The 24,536-nt window shown below is 43.4% G+C and carries 17 protein-coding genes and 1 tRNA gene; 17 read left to right on the top strand and 1 reads right to left on the bottom strand.

Going from position 1 to position 24,536, the window contains the following annotated elements; genetic code table 11:
• Positions 1 to 368 precede the first annotated feature (368 nt).
• The 10 genes from QO189_RS12405 to QO189_RS12360 all read left to right on the top strand — a co-directional run bounded on the left by QO189_RS12405 (position 369) and on the right by QO189_RS12360 (position 14,240).
• Positions 369 to 444: transfer RNA gene (locus QO189_RS12405), tRNA-Trp, on the top strand.
• Positions 445 to 495: 51 nt separating this feature from the next.
• Positions 496 to 981 (top strand): preprotein translocase subunit SecE, encoded by a 486-nt coding sequence (secE, locus tag QO189_RS12400; protein WP_371532950.1) that lies wholly within the window; start codon positions 496 to 498, stop codon positions 979 to 981.
• Between the two features lie 71 nt (positions 982 to 1,052).
• Positions 1,053 to 1,583, top strand: a complete 531-nt coding sequence (nusG, locus tag QO189_RS12395) for a transcription termination/antitermination protein NusG (protein ID WP_201599900.1) — start codon at positions 1,053 to 1,055, stop codon at positions 1,581 to 1,583.
• 90 nt (positions 1,584 to 1,673) lie between these two features.
• Entirely contained in the window at positions 1,674 to 2,105 is a 432-nt protein-coding gene (gene rplK, locus QO189_RS12390; RefSeq protein WP_058025423.1) for a 50S ribosomal protein L11, read from the top strand.
• Positions 2,105 to 2,806 carry a 50S ribosomal protein L1 gene (gene rplA, locus QO189_RS12385; protein ID WP_087039615.1) on the top strand — a complete coding sequence of 234 codons (702 nt, stop codon included), beginning with the start codon at positions 2,105 to 2,107 and terminating at the stop codon, positions 2,804 to 2,806. The genes rplK and rplA overlap by 1 nt, the downstream gene beginning before the upstream one ends.
• Before the next feature lie 474 nt (positions 2,807 to 3,280).
• Positions 3,281 to 3,808, top strand: coding sequence for a 50S ribosomal protein L10 (rplJ, locus tag QO189_RS12380; protein ID WP_025652244.1), 528 nt, complete (start codon positions 3,281 to 3,283; stop codon positions 3,806 to 3,808).
• Between the two features lie 120 nt (positions 3,809 to 3,928).
• Positions 3,929 to 4,300: a 50S ribosomal protein L7/L12 gene (rplL, locus tag QO189_RS12375; RefSeq protein WP_057761722.1), complete on the top strand. Its 372-nt coding sequence runs from the start codon at positions 3,929 to 3,931 to the stop codon at positions 4,298 to 4,300.
• 762 nt (positions 4,301 to 5,062) lie between these two features.
• Entirely contained in the window at positions 5,063 to 9,181 is a 4,119-nt protein-coding gene (gene rpoB, locus QO189_RS12370) for a DNA-directed RNA polymerase subunit beta (protein ID WP_371532949.1), read from the top strand.
• Between the two features lie 151 nt (positions 9,182 to 9,332).
• Entirely contained in the window at positions 9,333 to 13,550 is a 4,218-nt protein-coding gene (gene rpoC, locus QO189_RS12365; protein WP_371532948.1) for a DNA-directed RNA polymerase subunit beta', read from the top strand.
• A gap of 165 nt (positions 13,551 to 13,715) precedes the next feature.
• Positions 13,716 to 14,240, top strand: a complete 525-nt coding sequence (locus tag QO189_RS12360) for a DUF6586 family protein (RefSeq protein WP_371532947.1) — start codon at positions 13,716 to 13,718, stop codon at positions 14,238 to 14,240.
• A 94-nt stretch (positions 14,241 to 14,334) separates the two neighbouring features.
• Here QO189_RS12360 and QO189_RS12355 read toward each other — a convergent pair whose 3' ends face one another.
• Positions 14,335 to 16,980, bottom strand: coding sequence for a penicillin-binding protein 1A (locus tag QO189_RS12355; RefSeq protein WP_371532946.1), 2,646 nt, complete (start codon positions 16,978 to 16,980; stop codon positions 14,335 to 14,337).
• Between the two features lie 192 nt (positions 16,981 to 17,172).
• On the opposite strand from QO189_RS12355, the gene pilM reads away from it, so the two are divergent.
• The 7 genes from pilM to aroB all read left to right on the top strand — a co-directional run bounded on the left by pilM (position 17,173) and on the right by aroB (position 24,482).
• Positions 17,173 to 18,228, top strand: a complete 1,056-nt coding sequence (pilM, locus tag QO189_RS12350; protein ID WP_371532945.1) for a type IV pilus assembly protein PilM — start codon at positions 17,173 to 17,175, stop codon at positions 18,226 to 18,228.
• Positions 18,228 to 18,878 carry a PilN domain-containing protein gene (locus QO189_RS12345; protein ID WP_371532944.1) on the top strand — a complete coding sequence of 217 codons (651 nt, stop codon included), beginning with the start codon at positions 18,228 to 18,230 and terminating at the stop codon, positions 18,876 to 18,878. Before pilM ends, QO189_RS12345 begins: the two co-directional genes overlap by 1 nt.
• Complete coding sequence (locus tag QO189_RS12340; RefSeq protein WP_371532943.1) at positions 18,875 to 19,609, top strand: type 4a pilus biogenesis protein PilO; 735 nt, start codon at positions 18,875 to 18,877, stop codon at positions 19,607 to 19,609. The genes QO189_RS12345 and QO189_RS12340 overlap by 4 nt, the downstream gene beginning before the upstream one ends.
• Positions 19,609 to 20,142, top strand: a complete 534-nt coding sequence (locus QO189_RS12335; RefSeq protein WP_371532942.1) for a pilus assembly protein PilP — start codon at positions 19,609 to 19,611, stop codon at positions 20,140 to 20,142. The genes QO189_RS12340 and QO189_RS12335 overlap by 1 nt, the downstream gene beginning before the upstream one ends.
• 27 nt (positions 20,143 to 20,169) lie before the next feature.
• Positions 20,170 to 22,530: a type IV pilus secretin PilQ gene (gene pilQ, locus QO189_RS12330; RefSeq protein ID WP_371532941.1), complete on the top strand. Its 2,361-nt coding sequence runs from the start codon at positions 20,170 to 20,172 to the stop codon at positions 22,528 to 22,530.
• A 203-nt stretch (positions 22,531 to 22,733) separates the two neighbouring features.
• The gene (gene aroK, locus QO189_RS12325; RefSeq protein ID WP_093071072.1) at positions 22,734 to 23,294 is read left to right on the top strand and encodes a shikimate kinase AroK; all 561 of its coding nucleotides are present in this window, start codon (positions 22,734 to 22,736) and stop codon (positions 23,292 to 23,294) included.
• A gap of 78 nt (positions 23,295 to 23,372) precedes the next feature.
• Positions 23,373 to 24,482, top strand: coding sequence for a 3-dehydroquinate synthase (aroB, locus tag QO189_RS12320; protein WP_371532940.1), 1,110 nt, complete (start codon positions 23,373 to 23,375; stop codon positions 24,480 to 24,482).
• The last annotated feature ends 54 nt before the right edge of the window (positions 24,483 to 24,536 follow it).

The raw sequence follows: 24,536 nt of genomic DNA, 5'->3' as shown, positions 1-24,536 counted from the left end.
CTTAAGTCTCAGCAATGAGATTATGAATTAGTCATAAAAAAGCCATCCTATCTAGGGTGGCTTTTTTTTGGGTGTTGAAATAGAGGTATTTACAGAATTAGATCTAAGCTTTGGTAAAATGGTTTTTTTGATAGCATGGCTTTTGATACTGGCCATTTATTTATAATACATTGTATTGTAATTTGCCGCATAGCTTGCTATATTAGCGCTGCATTTAACGTGTATGGTTAATCTAAACCATAATGAGAAAGCCTATAATTAATATAGTGACTTTTGGTAAATGCAATATCAGGTAAAAATTAACAATTTTACCGTCAAAGGCTTGCATTCTATGCTAAATATTGTATAATGCTGTCCTTTACACCCATAGGCGATTGGCTCAATTGGTAGAGCATCGGTCTCCAAAACCGAGGGTTGTAGGTTCGAGTCCTACATCGCCTGCCATCTTCTTATCTCATCTTTGTTGTACCCCACCATCTCCGAAGCGAGTTCTTTATGAGCAATAATCAAGATAACCTCGAGACTAAGTTATCTGATGCCAAGGCGGTTGCTGGTGGAATGCTGTCTAAAGATAAGCACATCTCAGCGAACGGTACTTCTGCTGTTGAAGTTGCTAAGACTGGCTCAATCAAAGATTTGATTTTGTGGCTACTTGCCGCAATTGTTTTGATCGGTGCAACTCTCGTTAATCAATATCTACCAGGCTATTGGCAACCTGCCAACGATGTTTGGGTACGTATTGGTATCATTGTCGCACTTATTGTATTTGCATTAATTTGCTTGGCGCTGACACATCAAGGCCGTGCTTTTAAAATATTATTAAAAGACGCTGGTGTTGAGCTTCGCCGAGTAACATGGCCAGGTAAAGACGAAACCTTTCAGTACACATGGCAAGTCATTGTTGTGATTGCGATTGCTGGGTTCTTTGTTTGGCTATTAGATAACTTTTTTAATTGGTTCGTTGGTATCTTTATCGGTTAATAGCGCGTATTAGTGACTATTAACGAGAGATTTACTTATAACAACTTATTTATAATGATCAGGAGCGTGATATGCGTTGGTATATTGTCCAAGCGTTTTCAGGATATGAAAAACAAGTACAACGTTCATTAACTGATCGTATTAACCGTAGTGACTTCACTGAGTCTTTCGGTGATGTGTTGGTTCCTACTGAAGAAGTCGTCGAAATGAAAGACGGCAAAAAACGTAAGAGTGAGCGTAAGTTCTTTCCTGGATATGTATTGATCCAGATGGAAATGAACGATAATACTTGGCATATCGTAAAGGATTGTCCACGTATTATGGGCTTTATTGGCGGTACGCCTGAGATGCCTGCACCAATTACGCAAGTAGAAGCTGATCGCATTCTAAACCGTTTGAACCAGACTGAAACTGACCCACGTCCTAAAACGCTATTTGAGCCAGGCGAAGAGTTGTTGGTTATCGATGGTCCATTCACTGACTTTAAAGGGTTGGTAGAAAAAGTGGATTATGAGAAGTCTAAGTTACATCTAACGGTAAACGTATTCAATCGACCTACACAGGTTGAGCTTGAGTTTAGTAAAGTTGAAAAACTAGACTAAATCAGCAAAAAGTTCATCAACCGGGGAGCTGTTAGTCAATTAGGTATATACCACGTTGATTTGGCGCTATTACCCATTTAGGAGAGTATCATGGCTAAGAAGATTGATGGTTACATCAAACTGCAAGTGCCTGCAGGCAAAGCAAATCCTTCACCACCTATTGGTCCAGCTTTGGGTCAAAAAGGCGTGAACATCATGGCGTTCTGTAAAGAATTTAACGCTGCGACCTCAGGCCAAGAGCCAGGTCTACCGATCCCAACTGAGATCACAGTATACAGCGATAAATCTTTTACCTTCATCATGAAGTCACCACCAGCTGCGTACTTACTACGTAAAGCTGCTGGCATTGCTAAAGGTTCAGGTACACCGAACACTGCTAAAGTCGGTAAAGTTGACCGTGCACAGCTAGAAGAAATCGTTAAAACTAAGAATGCAGACTTAACTGCAGCTGATCTTGACGCTGCTGTTCGTACCATCGCTGGTACTGCACGTTCAATGGGTATTACCGTGGAGGGTGTATAATGTCTAAGCTAACCAAACGTCAAAAAGAAATCCAAAGCCGTATTGATAACGAAAAGCAATACACTCTTGAAGAAGCCGTTCAAATCCTAAACGATTTGCCAGCGCTAAAATTCAAAGAGTCTATTGATATCGCAGTAAACTTGGGCGTTGACCCACGTAAATCTGATCAAGTGGTTCGTGGTGCAACCAATCTACCTGCTGGTACTGGTAAAACCAAACGCGTTGCTGTATTTGCTCAAGGCGCTGCTGCTGAAGCCGCTAAAGAAGCTGGTGCAGATATCGTTGGTTTTGAAGACCTAGCAGAGCAAATCAAAGCTGGCAACATGGACTTTGATGTTGTTATCGCAGCTCCAGATGCAATGCGTGTTGTTGGTCAATTGGGTACGATCCTAGGTCCACGTGGCCTAATGCCTAACCCAAAAGTTGGTACGGTAACGCCAAACGTTGCTGAAGCTGTGACTAACGCGAAAGCAGGTCAAGCACAGTACCGTGTTGATAAAGCTGGTATTATCCATGCAACTATCGGCCAAGTTGGTTTCACTGCTGAGCAGATCGAGCAAAACGCGCAAGCGATTCTTTCTGATCTAAAGCGTGCTAAGCCTGCTACTTCTAAAGGTACTTTCATCAAGAAAATTACCTTGTCTAGCACGATGGGCCCTGGTCTAACGATCGACGCTGTTCCTTATCGTACTGCAAAATAATTAAAGTCTCTATTTCTGAGTATTTGAAATTCAAATACTTTGAATGATGAGTACACACTATATTTAAAAATTAGGTCAGCGTAGTATTTGCTACGCTGTCTAAGACCGTAGGTAGAGAGTGGTTTAGCGTCATAATTAACAATTTTCGAATGGTTAAATATGATACTGAGTCACTTTTGTTAATCGACGACAGATGAAAATCTTAGTTGTCCTACGCAGACGGTGGCCCACACAGTTTAAGACACGAGCGAATAGGGCGGTAAGGTTATTTATATAATCTTCAAACTATTACTCAACGTCATTCTGATAACGGTGCCGTAATCAGTCGTTACCAGTAGATGCTTTTTTCATTAATTGAATCCGCTGGTAATGTGTCGTATCAAGTCAGTCCCAGCTTAAAATTTAAGCCTGCGAAAATTTCGATTTTTAGCGCTTTTATGATAAGCAGATTGATAAGATTAAAGGAGTCAACTTATGGCATTAACGCTAGAGCAAAAACAACAAGTTGTGGCTGAAGTGTCTGAAGTTGCTGCTAATGCTTACTCAGCAGTAGCTGCCGAGTATCACGGAATTGGTGTTGCTAAGCTTACTCAGCTTCGCGAACAAGCTCGTGATAAAGGTGTTGTTTTGAAAGTGGTAAAAAATACCCTTGCAAAACGCGCTTTTGAAGGCACTAAGTTTGAGAGCATGTCAGACCGTATGACTGGTCCACTACTTTTGGCTTTCTCTATGGAAGATTTGGGATCTGCAGCACGAGTCGTTTTCGACTTTAGCAAAGATAACAAAGCTTTAGAGACCAAATTAGTATCAGTCGGTGGTGAAGTTTATGGTCCAGAAGAGCTAGAGCGCGTATCGAAGCTACCAACTCGCGACGAAGCAATCTCTATCTTGATGGCTACTATGAATGCACCAGTGACCAAGCTTGTCCAGACTATGAACGCTGTTCCTGGCAAGTTCGTTCGCACTGTAGCGGCAATCAAAGACGCAAAAGAAGCTGCTTAATTGCTTGTTTTAACGTAACTTTAACATCGCTAATTTTGGTTGAATTTTATTGCCATATTCGGCAATCAATCAAAGCGATATTAGAATCAATTAATTTTTATCAGATAACGGAGAGTTCTCATGGCACTATCTAAAGATGACGTGTTAAATGCAATCGCTGAAATGTCAGTAATGGATATCGTTGAGTTAATCAGCGACATGGAAGAAAAATTTGGCGTAACAGCTGCTGTTGCTGCTGCACCTGCTGCTGCTGGTCCTGCTGCTGCTGCTGCTGAAGAAAAAGACGAGTTTGACGTAGTTCTTGCTAGCTTTGGCGAGAAGAAAGTTGGCGTAATTAAAGCCGTACGTGAAGCAACTGGTCTTGGCCTAAAAGAAGCGAAAGATTTGGTTGAAAGCGCTCCAGCTCCAATCAAAGAAGGCGCATCTAAAGCTGAAGCTGAAGAGTTGAAAAAGAAACTTGAAGAAGCTGGTGCAACTGTTGAACTAAAATAAGTTTAACACTGTACAGAAAAAAAGCTGGTAATGCCTTGCATTGCCAGCTTTTTTTTATTATAATTCGTAGCTTGACCTTTTGTGTCTGCCAACATACGTATGCATTAACGGTGGATACCCATCAAAAGGACAGACGATATACATGCAAGTACACATACCAGTTTTTAAAATCAGTTAATATCAGCTAAACGTCTGTAGATGTTTGGCATTTTTTTGTGTCTGCATGCTTTCCTATCAACACTATAGTTTATACTGATTCTTAAAGTTATAGTTACCCCGATTATTAATCCTGAAAAAAGCGGTATTCTGAAAAAGCTGTTGATCATAAGTTGCCTACTTAGTGTGGCATGACTGTCGATATTTAGTCTTATAGACAGTTTGTATGTGTAGGGAACATAGTTCGGTAATAAGTAGTCTAGATGGCAAGTGGTTTATATGCAATCTTAATAGACGTTATTTTCCAGCAATGTATTTGTAAATTAAGCCTAATAGGCAATGCATTATAGATTATATAATATTGAATTTTTTGGTTGCAACAGTCATATAGATTGATTCACTTACTATGAATTTAGCAAGCAACGACGAGATTAAGTGAAGTGTGCTAGGTAAGCACTGATGAGTAAAGTAGTAATTGACAGAAAAGACATGAACTGAACACGAAAACCCGTTTTATATTATCGTTTACGTCGCCATGTTTGCATCGTATTTATGCATACTGGCCACGCTTTTAATTTGTTTCCACGTTTACTGTAAGGACTCTCGATGGCATATTCTTATACTGAAAAAAAGCGTATTCGCAAAAGTTTTGCTGAATTGCCCACTGTAATGGACGTTCCCTATTTACTGTCTATTCAAGTAGATTCTTATGAGCAATTTTTGCAAGAGCACAAAAAGCCAAAAGCTCGTGAGAATACTGGTTTGCAAGCTGCGTATTCCTCTATTTTCCCAATTGAGAGTCACTCTGGTAACGCCGAGTTGCAATTTGTTGAGTACTATTTAGGTACGCCTGAATTTGATGAGCGTGAGTGTATCTTACGTGGTTCAACGTTCGCGGCGCCAATGCGTGTCAAAATCCGTTTGATCATCAAAGACAAAGACAGCAAAGACAAAGATAGCAAAGCTGCTATCAAAGATATCCGTGAGCAAAGCGTTTACATGGGCGAGATGCCTTTGATGACAGCTAACGGTACTTTTATCATTAATGGTACTGAGCGTGTTATCGTATCTCAGCTACATCGTTCACCTGGTGTGTTCTTTGACCATGATAAAGGTAAGTCGCATTCAAGTGGTAAAGTGCTTTATAACGCACGTATCATCCCTTACCGTGGTTCATGGTTAGACTTTGAATTTGATGCAAAGGACTTGGTTTTTGCACGTATTGACCGTCGCCGTAAACTATTGGCTTCTATTATCTTACGTGCACTTGGCCTGACCACATCTGAAATTCTAGATTTGTTCTTTGATAAAGTCGCTGTTTATAAAGCTGAAGAGACGTTTGAAATTGATCTAGTTGCTGATCGCCTACGTGGCGAGATGGCTCAGTTTGATATCGTATCACCTGAAGGTGACGTTATTGTAGAGCAGGGCAAACGTATTAACGCACGCCGTATCCGTCAGCTTGAAGAAGCAGGTATGACGAAGATTGCTGTGCCTGATGAGTATCTATATGAGCGTATTTTAGCTGAAGACATCGTTGTTAACGACGAAATCATCGCTAAAGCGAACACGCCAATCGACCACGAGTTATTGGTGAAATTGAACTCATTTGAAGCCAGTGGTGCCATCAAAGAGTTCAGCATTCTGTTCACTAACGACATCGACCAAGGTAGTTATATTGCCGATACGCTACGTGCTGATAGTACCTCAAGCCGTGAAGAAGCATTGATCGAAATCTATAAAGTCATGCGTCCAGGTGAGCCACCAACGGTTGAAACTGCTGAGAAACTGTTTGAAAGCATGTTCTTCAATGCAGATCGTTATGACCTATCCAACGTCGGTCGTATGAAGTTCAACCGTCGCCTTGGTCTGCCATTTGAAAACACCGACGATCCAGACGTGCAGCGCGAACGCAGTGTATTGACCAACGATGATATCGTTAACGTTCTAAAAGAACTTATCGAGATTCGTAACGGTCGCGGCGATGTCGATGATATTGACCATTTGGGTAACCGCCGTATTCGTTCAGTGGGCGAGATGGCAGAAAACCAATTCCGTGTTGGTCTAGTACGTGTTGAGCGTGCTGTAAAAGAGCGTTTAAGCTCAGCAGAATCAGACAACCTGTCACCACAAGATTTGATTAACTCTAAGCCAGTAGCTGCTGCAGTGAAAGAATTCTTTGGTTCAAGCCAGTTGTCACAGTTTATGGATCAGAACAACCCGTTGTCTGAAATTACCCATAAACGCCGTGTATCAGCGTTAGGACCTGGTGGTCTAACTCGTGAACGTGCAGGCTTTGAAGTACGTGACGTACATGATACGCATTATGGCCGTGTATGTCCTATTGAGACTCCTGAAGGTCCAAACATTGGTCTGATCAACTCACTAGCAACATTTGCTAAAACCAACAGCTTTGGCTTCTTAGAAACGCCATATCGCCGTGTGGTTGATGGTAAAGTGACTGACGTTATTGAGTATTTATCAGCAATCGAAGAAGTAGGTACTGTCATTGCACAGGCTGATTCTCCGATGACTGAAGATGGCGCGTTATCTGACGAGATGGTCAGTGTTCGTAGCTATGGTGAATTTGTTCGTATGCCACCAGAAAAAGTAACGCATATGGATGTATCGCCAAGTCAGGTAGTATCGGTTGCAGCAGGTCTGATTCCATTCCTAGAGCATGATGATGCTAACCGTGCCTTGATGGGCTCGAACATGCAGCGTCAGGCTGTTCCTACGCTACGTGCTGATAAGCCGTTAGTAGGTACTGGTATGGAGCGTCACGTTGCTCGTGACTCTGGTGTTTGTGTGATCGCTAAGCGTGGCGGTGTGATTGAAGATGTTGATGCATCACGTATCGTTGTTCGTGTAAACGAAGACGAGATGACTGCTGGTGAAGCGGGTATCGATATCTATAACTTGATCAAATACACGCGCTCTAACCAGAACACTTGTATCAACCAACGTATTATTGTTAACCAAGGTGACGAGATTGCTTTGGGTGATATCTTGGCTGATGGTCCATCAACGGATCTTGGTGAGCTAGCACTAGGCCAGAACATCCGCATCGCATTTATGCCGTGGAATGGTTACAACTTCGAAGATTCAATCTTGTTATCTGAAAAAGTAGTTAAAGAAGATCGTTTCACTACTATTCATATCCAAGAATTGACTTGTGTGGCTCGTGATACCAAGCTAGGTACAGAAGAGATCACGGCTGATATTCCAAACGTTGGTGAAGCAGCATTATCAAGTCTTGATGAAGCAGGTATCGTCTATATCGGTGCTGAAGTTGACGCTGGTGATATCCTAGTTGGTAAAGTGACGCCAAAAGGTGAAACGCAACTAACGCCAGAAGAGAAACTACTACGGGCTATCTTTGGCGAAAAAGCGGCTGATGTGAAAGACACCTCACTACGCGTACCAACTTCAAGTAAAGGTACGGTTATTGATGTACAGGTCTTCACCCGTGATGGCGTTGAAAAAGACGCACGCGCAAGAGCGATTGAAAAATCGCAGCTTGATAGCTATCGCAAAGATTTGAAAGAAGAGCTACGTATCTTTGAAGAAGCGGCTCGCGGCCGTATTGGTAATCTATTAGATGGCCAAAAAGTCAGCGGCGGTGCTGGTCTAAAAGCGGGTACAGTTATGGCTTTGGCTGATATGAAAGATATGAGCCTCGAGACCTTGCTTGATATCCAGCCAGTAGAAGAAGAAATCTCTGAGCGTCTAACGCAAATCGCTGATTACTTGGTTGATAAGCAAAAAGACATCGATGTGAAGTTTGCTGAGAAAAAACGCAAATTGACTGCTGGTGATGACTTGCAACATGGCGTACAAAAAATCGTTAAAGTATATCTAGCGGTTAAGCGTCGTATTCAGCCTGGTGACAAGATGGCTGGTCGTCATGGTAACAAAGGTGTTGTATCGCGCATCATGCCAGTTGAAGACATGCCTTATGATGAGAATGGTAATACCGTTGACATCGTATTGAACCCACTTGGTGTACCATCTCGTATGAACATCGGTCAGGTTCTAGAGACGCATTTAGGTATGGCAGCGAAAGGATTGGGCGAGAAGATTGATGGTATGCTCAAATCTCAAGCAGCGATCAAAGAGCTACGTGACTTCTTGGACAAAATCTATAACCAAGTAGGCGGTGAGCAAGTTGATCTTGATAGCTTAAGTGATGATGACATCATGGCGCTAGCAGACAACTTACGTGGCGGTGTACCGATGGGCACAGCAGTATTTGACGGCGCAAGAGAAAGCCAAGTTAAAGATTTGCTTGAGCTTGCTGGTATGGATCGCGATGGTCAGCAGACGTTATATGATGGTCGTACAGGTCAGAAGTTTGACCGCAAAGTAACCGTCGGCTACATGTACATGCTCAAATTGAACCATTTGGTTGATGACAAAATGCATGCGCGTTCAACAGGTTCTTATTCTCTAGTGACGCAGCAGCCACTCGGCGGTAAAGCTCAGTTTGGTGGTCAGCGCTTCGGTGAGATGGAAGTATGGGCACTAGAAGCATACGGCGCGACTTACACGTTGCAAGAAATGCTAACGGTGAAGTCGGATGACGTTGAAGGCCGTACTCGTATGTACAAAAACATCGTTGATGGTGAGCAGTATATGGATCCAGGCATGCCTGAGTCGTTCAACGTACTGACCAAAGAAATCAAATCACTGGGTATTAATATTGAGTTAAAACAAAGCAACTAGCCCGTTGTTTAACTTAGTTGTCCACTAAAGGCAGTCTGCTTTATTGCTGCTGCTTTTAGTGATTTGTCTCAACCCTATTCATTGCCTTCATTCATCTTATCTGCGTCAATGGTGCGCTGTCAGATGATTATAAAGATAACGGAGAAGCAACTTGAAAGATTTACTCGATATCATGCAAAGCCCTACCGGCAACGGTAATACAGAGTTTGATAGCATTCAAATTACTTTAGCCTCACCTGACGTCATTAAGTCATGGTCACATGGCGAAGTAAAAAAACCTGAAACCATCAACTATCGCACGTTCAAGCCTGAGCGTGACGGTCTTTTTTGTGCCAAAATCTTTGGCCCAGTAAAAGATTTCGAATGTTTATGTGGTAAATATAAGCGCCGTAAGTTCCAAGGTGTAATCTGCGAAAAATGTGGTGTCGAAGTCACCACTGCTAAAGTCCGTCGTGACCGCATGGGTCATATCGACCTAGCCAGTCCAGTTGCGCATATTTGGTTCCTAAAATCATTACCAAGCCGCATCGGTCTATTGCTAGATATGACATTGCGTGATATTGAGCGCGTTCTATATTTCGAAAGCTATATCGTGACTGAGCCTGGTCTAACTTCTTTAGAGAAGTATCAACTGCTTGATGATGAAGATTATTACAAAGCACTTGAAGAGTTTGGTGATGAATTCACTGCCAAGATGGGTGCTGAGGCTGTCCAAGACCTATTGAAAGATATTGATATGGATCTTGAGATTGACGAGCTGCGTGAAGCGATTCCGCAAACAGGTTCTGAGACCAAGCTTAAGAAGATGTCTAAGCGTCTTAAATTATTAGAAGCATTCCGTGATTCTAATAATAAGCCTGAGTGGATGGTAATGAACATCTTACCAGTACTACCACCAGATTTGCGCCCGCTAGTACCGCTAGAAGGTGGTCGTTTTGCGACATCAGATCTAAACGATCTATATCGCCGTGTGATCAACCGTAACAACCGTCTTAAGCGTCTACTCGAGCTGAGCGCGCCTGATATCATCGTACGTAACGAAAAACGTATGTTGCAAGAGTCAGTGGATGCGTTGCTTGATAACGGTCGTCGCGGTCGTGCCATCACTGGTAGTAACAAGCGTCCATTGAAATCTTTGGCAGATATGATCAAGGGTAAGCAAGGTCGTTTCCGTCAGAACTTACTTGGTAAGCGTGTCGATTACTCTGGTCGTTCGGTTATCGTTGTAGGTCCAACGCTACGTCTACATCAGTGTGGTCTACCTAAGAAAATGGCGCTAGAATTATTCAAGCCATTTACTTATAACAAACTATTGTCTCATGGTTTGGCAACGACGATTAAAGCTGCCAAAAAGATGGTAGAGCGTGAAGAACCACAAGTGTGGGATATGCTGGCCATGGTTATCCGTGAGCATCCAGTACTTCTTAACCGTGCGCCAACACTTCACCGTTTGGGCCTGCAAGCATTTGAGCCAGTATTGATCGAAGGTAAAGCCATCCAGTTGCATCCGCTTGTTTGTACTGCATTCAACGCCGATTTCGATGGTGACCAAATGGCCGTTCACGTGCCATTGACCCTAGAAGCACAGCTTGAATCACGCGCGTTGATGATGTCTACCAACAACATCTTGTCACCTGCGAACGGTGATCCGATCATTGTACCATCACAGGATGTTGTATTAGGTCTATATTACATCAGTCGTTCGTCTATCAATGCCAAAGGCGAGAGCATGATTTTTGCGACCGTTAATGAAGCATTGCGTGCGATTGGCTCAAACGACCTACATGTAAACGCGAAGATCAAAGTGCGTGTCACTGAGACGCAAATTGACGAAGACGGTAACGAAACCAAAGAAACCAGTATCAAAGATACGGTTGCTGGTCGTTTACTTATCTGGAACATCATGCCTAAAGGTATGACGTTTGATGAGTGCAACCAAGAGATGACGAAGAAAAATATCTCTCGTTTGATCAACTCTTGCTACCGTAAAGTTGGCGTAAAAGAAAGTGTTATGTTTGCTGACCAATTGATGTATCTTGGTTTTGCTCAAGCGACGCTATCTGGTGTGTCTATCGGTATCGACGACATGGTTATTCCACCACTGAAAAAGCAAATCATTGAAGTGGCAGAAGGCGAAGTTCGCGAAATCGAAGATCAGTTTGAGCAAGGCTTTGTGACCGCTGGTGAGCGTTATAACAAAGTCGTTGATATCTGGTCACGTACCAATGACAAAGTCGCTAAGGCGATGATGGATAACTTGGCAACAGATAAAGTTATCAATGCGCAAGGTGAGGAAGACGAGCAGAAATCATTCAACTCGATCTTTATCATGTCAGATTCTGGTGCTCGTGGTAGTGCAGCACAGATTCGTCAGTTGGCTGGTATGCGTGGTTTGATGGCTAAGCCAGATGGCTCAATCATTGAGACACCGATTAAAGCGAACTTCCGTGAAGGTTTGACCGTACTACAGTACTTCATCTCGACTCACGGTGCACGTAAAGGTCTAGCGGATACAGCACTAAAGACAGCTAACTCGGGTTACCTAACTCGTCGTCTGGTTGATGTTGCACAAGATTTGGTGATCACGAGTGATGACTGTGGTACTGAAGAAGGCCTACTCATGAAACCACATATCCAAGGTGGTGAAATCATTGAGAAATTAGGTGAGCTAGTACTGGGTCGTGTGACTGCACGTGATGTGACGTATAACGATGACGCTGATAAAGTATTGGTTCCAGCTGGTACGTTGATTGATGAGTATTGGGTTAACGTCCTTGATAGCAACGCGATCGATGATATCTGGGTACGCTCAGTTATTACTTGTGATGTTGAGCATGGTGTTTGTTCACAGTGTTATGGTCGTGACCTTGCACGTGGTCACAAAGTGAACATTGGTGAGTCAGTCGGTGTTATGGCCGCTCAGTCTATCGGTGAGCCGGGTACTCAGTTAACTATGCGTACGTTCCACGTGGGCGGGGCTGCGAGTTCAGCATCTGTAGACAACAGCATCTCTGTACGTAACGCTGGTCAAGCGCACTTCGAAAACATGAAAACGGTACAGCATACCGATGGTCACTTAGTCATCGTATCGCGTTCAGCTGAAATCGCATTGACCGATGAGCTTGGCCGTGAGCGTGAGCGCTATAAAGTACCGTATGGTTCAAGCGTACTTGTGAAAGACGAAGAGCAGGTTGAAGGCGGTCAAACTATCGCTAAATGGGATCCGCATACGCATCCAATCATCACAGAATTTGCTGGTACAGCACGCTTCAGTGATATCACTGACGGTATGACTGCCACAGTGAAGGTTGATGATGCGACTGGTATGAGCTCATTTGAGATTCTAGCCACGCGTGACCGTTCAAGCTCAGCAAAAGACTTACGTCCTGCGATTATCTTGAACACTGACGAAGGCAAAGAAGTGGTTTACTTTTTACCAGCTGAAACCATCATCCGCGTGAGCGATGGTGAGAAAGTAGCAGCAGGTTCGATTCTAGGCCGCGTACCACAAGCATCTTCTGGTACAAAAGATATTACCGGTGGTCTACCACGTGTTGCTGATCTATTCGAAGCACGTCGTCCAAAAGATCACGCCATCATGGCAGAAATGACTGGTGTGGTAAGCTTTGGTAAAGAGACTAAAGGTAAGAACCGCTTCATTATTACTAATGAAGATGGTGAAGTACATGAAGAGCTAATTCCAAAATGGCGTCAAATCAACGTCTTTGAAAACGAGACGGTAGCACGTGGTGAAGTGATCGCTGATGGTCCACAGAACCCACATGATATCTTGCGTTTGAAAGGTCAGACTGCACTTGCTGATTATATCGTCAACGAAGTACAGGACGTTTATCGCTTGCAGGGTGTAAAAATCAACGACAAGCACATCGAAGTTATTATTCGTCAGATGCTGCGTAAAGTTGAAATCACTGACGGCGGCGATTCAAGTCACTTCAAAGGTGATCAGGTTGAGTATGCAGATATCAAAGCGTTGAATGCGAAACTAGAAGCGGAAGATAAATTCCCAGTACAGTTTGAGCGTCAATTATTAGGTATCACTAAGGCAAGTCTGGCAACTGAAAGCTTTATCTCAGCGGCTTCTTTCCAGGAAACCACCCGTGTACTAACTGCGGCTGCTGTGACTGGTAAAGTCGATGAGCTACGTGGTCTGAAAGAAAACGTGGTCGTTGGTCGCTTGATTCCTGCAGGTACGGGTCTTGCTTATCACAAGGCACGCAAAGAGAAAGCGGATCAGAAGCTACAAGACAATGATCTTAATGCAGCGTTTGATATGACTGCAAGCACTGATAGCAAAGACTTTGCAAGCTTTGATGAAGCCTTTGCTCAAGAGTTAAATCAAAATAACTAATCGTATTGAGTATTTTGATTCATTCCCAATTTAAGAAAAAGCCAGCCTAAGTTGCTGGCTTTTTTGTGTGTATAAAAACTGAGAAAGGCATGGTGCTATTATCTGAAAAAATAGTACACTGGAAAACAAGCCTCAATTTACTATCTATAGAAGGATAAGTCGCAAATGGCAGGTAAAACTCGCGTTGCCAAATATCAAGCAGATCGTACCAATCAAAAACTGTATTTTTGTCGTCTATCCTGCCAAACAGCAGGCAATACTAGCGATAAGCAGTTATATCAAGCCCATTGCGAAACCGCTATTTTTCATTTATATGGTGCGTTGCTGGCATTCACTCAAGAGCTGGGTCATTTTTATAGTTTAAATATGACCGCACCAACTTTGTCAGATATTGAACAAGCACTAAGCGAGCGCACGCAGGTATCTCCTGAGATTCAGCGTTTGCAGCAACTGCAACAGCAAGGCTTTATTGCAAATATAGAGCGCGCTTATGAGCGTTGTCTCTATGCAGTACCACCAGATACGGTTGTGGATGAAAAACCAAGTAGCGATTTAGCAGCGCCAGACCTTATTGTGAATGTTGTCACTCTGTCAAATCAATGGTTACCTGATGAGGCAACGATAAGAGAATGGCGTAATCAGCTTTTAGAGCTGATCGAGCAACTACGTGCAGGGATGGTTGAGTTTTAGAAATATAAGTAAACCAAAACTCTGAGATATAAAAAGGCTTATTCAGTAATCACTGAATAAGCCTTTTTTATTTAGATAAATACCGAGCAGTAGATCACTCTGGCATCGGGGGCATACGCTGGACCGGTGTGACCGATAAAGGGTTTTGCGGCACGCTATCGTTACTACGGCTATTGTTTGCTTGAGCTGCTGAGTTGTTAGTATCTGTAGTTGGTTCAGGTAGGGTCGGCTTACGCTGCTGAGTTTGAGTCTTGACCGGTTTTGCTGGTGCGCTATTATCAGAGATGTCGTCATCATCAGTTATAATACCATCATCGGTCATTTCTATAATTTGCTGCTGCTGCTTTTTAGATTTTGAGCGGTTATTGATAGACACCCATTGGTTTGGCGTGTCTTTGAGCTGAGCTTTCATAAAGTCCATCCAAACGGGCAGGGCAGCCACACCACCATACTCTCGGCGACCCATAGATGTTGGCTGATCAAACCCCATCCATACAACCGTTGCATTGGTAGGATGAAACCCTGCAAACCAAGCGTCTTTGGCTTCGTTGGTTGTACCGGTTTTGCCGCCAATATCATCACGGCCCAAGGCTTTTGCTCGTACTGCAGTACCACGCTGCACCACATCACGTAAAATATCTGCCATCTCAAATGCTACTCTAGGCTTTAATATTCTTGGTGCTTGTTTGGCTGCTATGTATTGTACGACAGGTGCTTTTAGGCGATCTGATTGTGGACCAGCGTCGTAGACAGTAAGGTCGATTGCTTCATCAATTTCTTCTACGTTTTCACTATTTTCTAGCTCTGTGCTCTCATTAGCTGATTTATCAGTAGTACTGTTTTCGTCTTCTAATGATTTGTTATATTCTTCTATCAGGTTTTTATTAACCGCTTCAAGTTGCTCATTAAAGCATAGGGCGCAAGCCTGAAGTGGATTGGCCTGAAATAATAACTCATTTTTATAGTTATAAATTTGCTCAATAAAGTAAGGTTGTACGCGGTGACCACCATTGGCAAAGGTTGAATACGCCGTTGCCATTTGCAATGGGGTTGCTTGTCCTGCCCCTAGAGTCAACGATAAAGTTGTTGGTAGTTTTTCTTTGTCTAGGCCGAACTCATCTAACAGATTGCGCGCGTCAGAAATACCAATGGCTTGTAGGAGACGGATAGAAACCAAGTTGCGAGATAAATACAAACCACGACGTAAGGTAATGTCACCTAAGAAGCGTTCATCAGAGTTTTTAGGTTTCCAGTCACCTACTTGAATAGGGCGATCTGAAACAATACTGTCTGGATGATAGCCTTTTTCCAAAGCGGCGGTATAGATTAATGGTTTGATGGTTGAGCCAGGTTGGCGCCATCCTTGTAAGGCTCGGTTAAACTTACTATGTTTAAAATCAAAACCGCCTACTAATGCATTGACCGCGCCAGTTTCTGGATTTAATGAAACCAGACTACCTTGTATTTTGGGTATCTGCCCTAGCTGCCAATTACCATTTGCGGTAGGTATCACGCGGACAATATCGTTTTTGCTGACTATTTGGCTAGCATTATTAGGATAGTAACCGATACGATTGGCAGAGATGTATTTGCGTGCCCAGCTCATGCCAGACCAATTGACCGTCACGCTTTCACCAGACTGTAATGTCGCTTCAAAACTACGAGAGTTGACCTTGGTGACTTTGGCAGGAGACATATTGCTATAGCGCTGAAAGTTTTCGAGAGGCTCGTCATTTGCCTCTGCACCGCGCCAGCCATGACGATGCTCATAAGCTACTAAGCCTGTTAATATGGCCGCTTCTGCATCGGTTTGTGCCTTACTATCAACAGTCAGGCGAACACGCCAACCACCATGCATCACCTGCTCACCGTAACGCTCGACTAGAGTCGCACGCGTCATTTCTGCCAAATAGGGCATATTAACGTCGAGTTTTTCTTGATATAGCTTAATGCCGACAGGGGAGTTAACGGCCTCATCATACTGAGCTTTTGTGATATAGCCCAACTCATGCATACGGCCAATAATCCAGTTTCGCCGAGTCAACGCGCGGCTAGGATTGGCAACAGGGTTGTATTTAGAAGGGGCTTTTGGTAAACCGGCAAGCATTGCCATTTCAGCAATAGTGAGATTATCTAGAGATTTACTATAGTATTTTTTGGCAGCAGCGCGAATACCATAAGCGCCTTCACCTAAATAAATCTTATTGACATAGAGAGTAAGGATCTCATTTTTGCTAAGCTCATCTTCCATTTTTCGCGCCACAAACAGCTCTGTTAGTTTGCGGTTTAGAGTACGCTCAGGACTTAAAAAGTAATTTTTGGCGACCTGCATCGTAATAGTTGAGCCACCAGTCTGACTGTCATCATCAGTCACCACTTCAGTGACCGCGCGCCCAAGACCTTTAATACTGATGCCACTATGCTGAAAGAAAGAAGCATCTTCTGCCGCTAAAAAAGCATGAGTCAAATCTTCAGGAATTTCATCAAATGTGACTGGTAACGATAAACGATTGCCGTATTGGCCGATTAATTTGTCATCGCTACTATAAATCTGCAATGGCATTTCTAAATTGGCAGTTTTTATCTCTTGAATACTTGGCAAAGTTGGCGATAAATACATCGCCATACCATAAAAACCAATAGGTACAGCAAGCGCTAAGATAACTGCCAATGCTAGGCAAGCGACAAAAAGTCCCACCAAGAAATGAATGAGACGAGCGGTAGCATTTTTTTTGGCCATAATAAGACTTATTCATTAGAATTTGTAGCGGATAACTTATTATACCTTGAACAAAATCAACAGGTCATAATAAATGTGTAAGTAGGCCTTAATATATTTTTAAACGCTTGAATCTATCAATTAAGTAAAGTATTGTATTCAATTATTACAAATAACTATCAGATTGTACACTTAATATAAGGTATAGAGTTTGTGAGGCTATTTACTTCAAAAAGTCGACATTTGATTGGTGTGGATATTTGTGCCACTTCAGTAAAAATAGTGGACATACAGCGTCAACAAGGCATGTTCCACCTAAAATCTTACGGTATTGAGAGACTACCGGAAGGTGTAGTCGTCGACAAACTCCTAGTTGATACAGAGGCGGTTGGCAACATTATAGCGAGCCTAGCAAGACGTTGCCAAGTTGCGGGCAGTAATGCTGCAACCGCCGTATCAGGATCTGCCGTCATCACCAAAATTATTGATATGGATATGATGCTAAGCGATGTTGAGCGTGAAGCACAAATACGTTTGGATGCTGATCAGTATGTGCCTTATCCATTAGAAGATGTCAATTTAGATTTTGAGGTGCTAGGCCCGTCTTTAGTGAGTGAGGATATGGTACAAGTACTGCTTGCGGCCTCTCGCTCAGAAAACGTTGATCAGCGTGTTGATGCGTTGGCCTTCGGTGGCATGCAAACCAAGGTTATGGATATTGAATCACATGCAATAGAGCGTGCTTTTGGACTAATGGCAGACAATTTGCCCAATATGCCAGAACTGGTCGCTTTGGTTGATATCGGTCATAATCAAACCACTTTATATATCGCAAAAAATGGTGAGTTCATTTATAGTCGCGAGCAATTGTTTGGTGGTGTTCAGTTAACAGAAGCGATTCAAAACCGTTATGGGCTGTCAGCTGAAGAAGCAACGCTGAGCAAACGTGAGCGCACATTGCCTGATGACTACTATCCTGAAGTTTTGACCCCTTTTATAGAAAATACCATTCAGCAAATCACTCGTTCCTTACAGTTTTACTTCTCTTCAAGTCAGTATAGCAGTATTGACCACATGGTACTTGCGGGTGGTAGTAGCTCCATTGCAGGTCTCGCTGGGATGGCACAACAAAAACTCGGTGTGAGCGTTAGTGTTGCCAATCCGTTTACCAATATGACCATTGCGCCTAACATTGATAATGAGCAACTGACCATTGATGCGCCAGGCTTAATGGCCGCATGCGGTCTTGCGTTAAGGAGCTTTGACTAATGGCTCGTATTAACCTTTTACCTTGGCGACAAGAAGAGCGTGAACATCGCAACAAAGAGTTTATGACTCTGATCGTTGCGGTGACTTTGCTCACTTTATTGGCGGCCTTTGCTTCATGGAGCTATTTTAACAATGAGCTTGATGAACAGCTTGATGCTAACGCCTTGATTGAACAAGAAAATGCACGCTTAGACACTGCATTGACTGAGATTGACAGTTTAGAACAGCGCCGTGAAGATATTATCTCACGTATGCAGGTGATTCAAGATTTGCAAGGTCGGCGTCCTGTACCAGTACGTTTGTGGGATGATCTGGCTAGAGCAATTCCACCAGCGCTTTATCTAACCAATCTCAAACGCGAAGGCGATGTATTAACATTGACTGGTCTGGCTGATAACCCAAATATTGTATCTAGCCTGATTCGTAATTTGGATAGTAGTAAATGGATGGGTAACTCAGCAGTTAGCAATATTCAACAGAACATTAGCGCTTATGAAGCGGCCCCTGTACTGAATAATACAGTTACTACGGCTGGTGAGCCACCACGTCCAGTCTATCCTGAAGACAGTTATGTACAGTTCGTGGTGACGACTAAAGTACAATCAGAAACGCCTGTCCCTGCGGAAGATGGTGTGGGAGGGGAGTTATGAAACTTGTCCGTAAAAAAAGCCTAATTAAGACCAAAAAAACTGCTTCAAAACCAAAGAAGCAGTTTGATCTTAACGAATTTCGTCGCAGTTTTGAGTCACTAGACTCTGAAAACTATGGCAGCTGGCCGCTACCAGTGAAGGTGACGGTGATCGGTCTTATTATTACCTTTATAGCGGCACTATCATGGGCGCTACCGATTAGTAGCAAAATCGATGAGATCAATGCTGCTGAAAGTCAGCAACAGACCTTGCTTGAAAGCTATCGTGAAAAAGAATCGCGTGCGCGTCACCTAGAAGCTTATCAAGCACAGGTCACTCAGATGGAAACGGAGTTTAATACCTTGTTAGACCAGTTGCCAAAAGATACGCGTGTGTCAGAGCTGGTAGAAGGTATCAATATGACAGGTGTCGGCAGTAATATTCGTTTTCAAGACATCTCTGTCGAACCTGAAATTGAAAATGAATTTTTCATTGAGCAGCCGATTCGCATTGCTGCTTTAGGTGAATATCATCAGTTTGGTAGTTTTATCAGTGGCCTTGCAGCGCTGCCTCGTATCATCACTATGCATGATTTTGAGGTGAGTAATCCACAACCGAGCTTAGATGTTTTACCTGAGCTTAATTTAGTCTTGCAAACAAAAACCTATCGTTCAAAAGAAGCGACTCCTGAAGATGAAACGGCTCCTGCAGGTGATGCCGCCGCTACTGATGCAAATGCAGGAGGTAACTAATGAGTATGCAAAAACTACCCATGCTGTTGACTTTAAGTATCGCAGCGCTAGCTATGACTGGCTGTACGGATCGTATCGGTATGGCAGAGCAAGCGATGACTGATATCCGTAACCAGCCAGCGCAGCCTATCGAACCACCACCCAAAGCTGAACTGGTAGAAGACTTTGTCTATAGTGCAAGCTCACAGCGCAGCCCGTTTTTACCACCGAGCTTGGTGAATGTAGAGGGTCCTACCACTTCTATTGATGGCGTGCGCCCAGACATTACACGTGTAAAAGAACCACTTGAACAATACGAGTTATCGCAGCTGGTTTTTCGAGGCGTAGTAGTGTCGCCTGAAGGTCAGAGATATGCATTAGTCCAACGTCCTGATGGTTCAGTTGCTAGTGTGAAGGTGGGTGATTATCTTGGATTGAATGACGGCCGTATTGTTGAAATCACGCCGACCCAGATCAACTTGATTGAAATTGTGCCAGACAGCCGCGCTGGGTTTATTGAAAAACCCCAGTCGCTGGTATCCCCTATAAGCTAAGTCGGCAGATTTTTTGAGGAATAAATAATGACAGTACGCAATAACAAGGTAATGATGATGAGCAACCGCGTTTCTTCTGCTTTTGCCATTTCAGCACTGGCAGTCAGCATGGTGGCAGTAAGTAGTAGCGCCCACGCTGCACAGCGCATCAATAATGTGTCTGTAGTGCAAACTGCACCAGCAGTGACACAAATGCGTTTGGGGTTCACAGGTTTACCAGTATTGCCTGCAGCCTATCAGCTTGATGATCCTAGCCGCTTGGTATTAGACTTTGAACAAGTACAAAACGGTCTTGCCAGTCGTTTTAACGAATACAATATTGGTATGGTCAATGATGTCACCACGTTGAGTAGCGACAGTACGACGCGTCTTATCGTTGGCCTCAAGCAGTCAGGCAATTATACAACAGCGATTGAAGGTAACGATCTGCTACTGACTATTACAGACCCTGATCGCCCAGTGATTACTAGTGACCCTATACAAGATGTGCTTAATAACTCTAGCGGTATCACCACCACTGCAGTCGTCACGCCAATCGTCGAGACTAGTACGGTTCCTGTTGCGGCGGTTCGCACCACTAGCACGACAGTCGTAAAAAACGATGTGCCAGCTGATACGATGGTGGTGAGGGTTAATCCATTGTTGAACCCACAACTTGCTTCTGCACAAGTAAGTAAACAGTACAGCTATGATGGTCTCAGTGCGGTCAATTTTTCAGCAGGTAATGATGGTGGCGGTAACGTCAGCATGGTACTTGCCAACGAAGCCATTCCGGTGGATGTACAACGCCAAGGTAATAAACTTGTCGTACGTTTAACAGGCAGTACGGTCCCAAGAAATTTGCTACGTCGATTAAATATTAATAGTGGTCTGGTGAGTAGTATCGATACTAAAAACCAAGGACAAAATGGTGTCATCACTATTAACATGTCTGATGATTACGAGTATCAAGCTTACCAATCGGGCAATCAGTTAAATATTGGTATTAGCAAGCCTGAGCTGCTACGTGAGCCGACACTTGAGGAGAGAGTATATAGTGGAGAACCGCTATCTATGGAATTCCAAGACGTTGAAATTCGCAGCGTATTAGATATTTTAGCGCAGTTTACCGAAATGAATATCGTTGCGAGTGATTCAGTCGCTGGTAACATCACCTTGCGTTTGATCAATGTGCCTTGGGATCAAGCACTTGATATTATTTTAAAAAGTAAAAATCTAGGCAAGCGCGAAAATGGTAATGTGATTTTGGTTGCGCCTTCTACTGAGCTTGCTGAACAAGAAGCACGTGAGCTTGAAGCGCAGGAAGCGGTTCAATCTTATGCGCCATTACGTACTGAATATATTCGTTTGAGCTACGCAAAAGCACAAGATGTCCTGACTCTGATTTCTCAAGGAAGCGGTTCATCTGGTGGTGGCGGTACGAGCGGACTTGCAAATCGTGGAAATGACAATAATACGTTGTTGTCGGATCGTGGTACGGTGACAGTTGATGAGCGTACCAACACTTTGATTGTCAAAGATGTGGCAAATAGCATTGAAAATATTCGTACCTTAATTGGCAAGATTGATATCCCTGTGCGTCAGGTTATGATTGAGGCGCGTATCGTGAGTGCCACTGACAGCTTTAGTAAAGAGATTGGGGTTCGCTGGGGAATCTTATCAAATGGTGCAGCCAATAACCGTAGCTTACTGGTTGGTGGTAGTGATCAAACTTTGTGGGACTTAAAAGATTTTGACGTAGAAACGACGACTGTCAATGGACAAACAGTTTCTTATCCTTCATATGACATCAGCCGTCCTGATAACTTAAACGTTGATTTAGGGGTTGCTAATCCAGCTGGTAGTATCGCTTTTGGTCTACTTAGCTTATCTGATGTGATGCTTGATCTTGAACTATCAGCATTGCAAGCGGACAATCGCGGTGAGGTCATCTCAACCCCAAAAGTGTTGACGGCTGACAAGCAAACCGCAAAAGTCTCTTCTGGTACCCAGATTCCTTATCAGGAAGCATCAGCCAGTGGCGCAACCACAACCAGTTTTAGAGAAGCGGCACTGAGTTTAGAGGCGACACCAAATATCACCCCTGATGGCAAGATTGGTTTGCAATTACTTATCACTAATGGTACGCCAGTATTTACTAATGGTATCGTTGCTATCAACGAAGACTCTATCTCAACCAATGTTACTGTTGAAGATGGTCAAACGGTGGTATTAGGCGGAATTTTTAGGAACCGTACCAATAATGGCGTAGATAAAGTGCCGTTCTTAGGCGATTTGCCATACATCGGCCGCGCATTCCGTAGAGACGTTCGCAATAACAACAAGGAAGAATTGCTGATATTTATCACACCAAAATTGATCAATGATGGCACAAGCCGCTTGAATTAATCATAAATTTGTTGATTATTCGCTAAAAAGTAAGCCTTAGTGCTTACTTTTTTTGTGCGTAAACTTAGCATCTTTAATATTGTGAGCTATATGCGTGGATCAATGGATGATAAGCTCTAAATATTACTAACAATAATCACAGCGCATTACTAGCCAGAATATCAATGACGTTGTATGATAGCTAATTTAGCTGAGTGAGTATTATGGTGCAGGAATTGCCGTCGGTGTTTTTAGTGGGTCCGATGGGAGCGGGGAAGACGACGATCGGTAAGTTACTGGCCAAGCAGTTAGGTCGCACTTTTGTAGATAGTGATTGGTATATCGAATCGCAAACTGGTGCTGACATTGCTTGGATATTCGCCAAAGAAGGTGAAGCGGGTTTTCGTGAGCGTGAAACGCGTGCCATTGATGAGCTGACTCAAGCCCCTCAAATTGTATTGGCAACTGGTGGTGGCGCAGTATTGGCTGCTGAAAACCGAGAGTTCTTAAGACAGCGTGGCATCGTGGTTTATCTCAATGCCCCAGTCGATGTGCAAATGGCCCGCACTTCTAAAGACAAGTCACGGCCTCTTTTACAACAGCCTAATCCTAGAAAAATACTGCAAGATCTATATAGTATTCGCGATCCATTATATCGTCAGGTCGCGCATATTATTATGCCCACTGGTCACACTTATCCGCGTCATATGGTCAGCCAATTAATGCAGCAGCTGAACGCATTTTTTGATTGTACTGACACAACACCAAAAGACAATAAAGAGTAGACCGATATTATCTATTGATATTATCGGTAGGTATACTCAGCTACTTTTACCCAATTATAAATGCTTAAGGAGTGTCTCATGGCAACGTCACTGTTTCATGACAGCTTAACAGTTCGTACGCAAAGTCATGATTATCCAATCATTATTACTGAAGATGCGACGTCAGCAGATAGCAGTATGGCAAAGCAAGTCGCACCTTACATTAAGGGTTGCCAAGTATTAATCGTTACTAACGATACCGTGGCACCTCTATACTTGCAAGCTTTAGAAGACGAGCTAGCAGAGCAATTTACGGTAAAAGTTTGCGTGTTACCAGATGGTGAGCAATATAAGAACCAGACAAGCATTGACCAAATATATGATGCGCTAATGGCAGAGCATTTCAATCGTGATGTCACGCTTATCGCACTTGGTGGCGGCGTGGTGGGTGATATGACAGGTTTTGCTGCGGCAAGTTTTATGCGCGGGGTCAACTTTATCCAAATTCCAACGACCTTATTATCGCAAGTCGATTCTAGCGTTGGCGGCAAAACGGGCATCAATCATGCGCAAGGCAAAAACATGATTGGCGCATTCTGGCAGCCGCAGATGGTGCTCGCTGATATGAGTACGCTCAAAACGCTGCCTGCACGTGAGCTATCAGCAGGAGTCGCTGAAATTATCAAGTATGCGCTTATCATGGATGAAGCATTCCTGACATGGCTTGAAGAGAATTTACCTGCAATGATGGCGTTGGATTTGGCAGTACTTGGCGAAGCGGTGAAGCGCTGCTGTCAATACAAAGCAGATGTGGTCGCTCAAGATGAAAGAGAGTCAGGTGTGCGTGCTCTATTGAACTTTGGGCATACTTTTGGTCATGTGATCGAGACCCATCAAGGCTACGGCAATTGGTTGCATGGTGAGGCGGTAGCGGCGGGCATGATGCAAGCGGCTGAACTGTCCCAAAAAATTGGTTGGTTGACCCTTGATGAGGTTGAGCGCATTAAGCGTGTGTTGATGCTAGGTAACCTGCCAACCAAACCGCCTGCCATTGATGTACAAACGGCTTTGGACTTGATGGGGCACGATAAAAAAGTGAAACACGGACAAATCCGGCTGATTTTGTTAAAATCAATAGGGAGTGCAGTATTGACCAATGATTTCGATGACGATCTGTTGCTCGAAGTATTGTCACAACACAGCGCATAATGTATCAAAATTTTAGTGAGTATTCGTACTAAAAATTGATATGTACAGCAGATT

Origin of the sequence: Psychrobacter sp. Arc29 (assembly GCF_041431175.1) — a bacterium.
Classification (GTDB): Bacteria; Pseudomonadota; Gammaproteobacteria; order Pseudomonadales; family Moraxellaceae; genus Psychrobacter.
The sequence above is the reverse complement of the archived record's forward strand: the minus strand, read 5'-3'. Positions and strand labels throughout refer to the sequence as shown.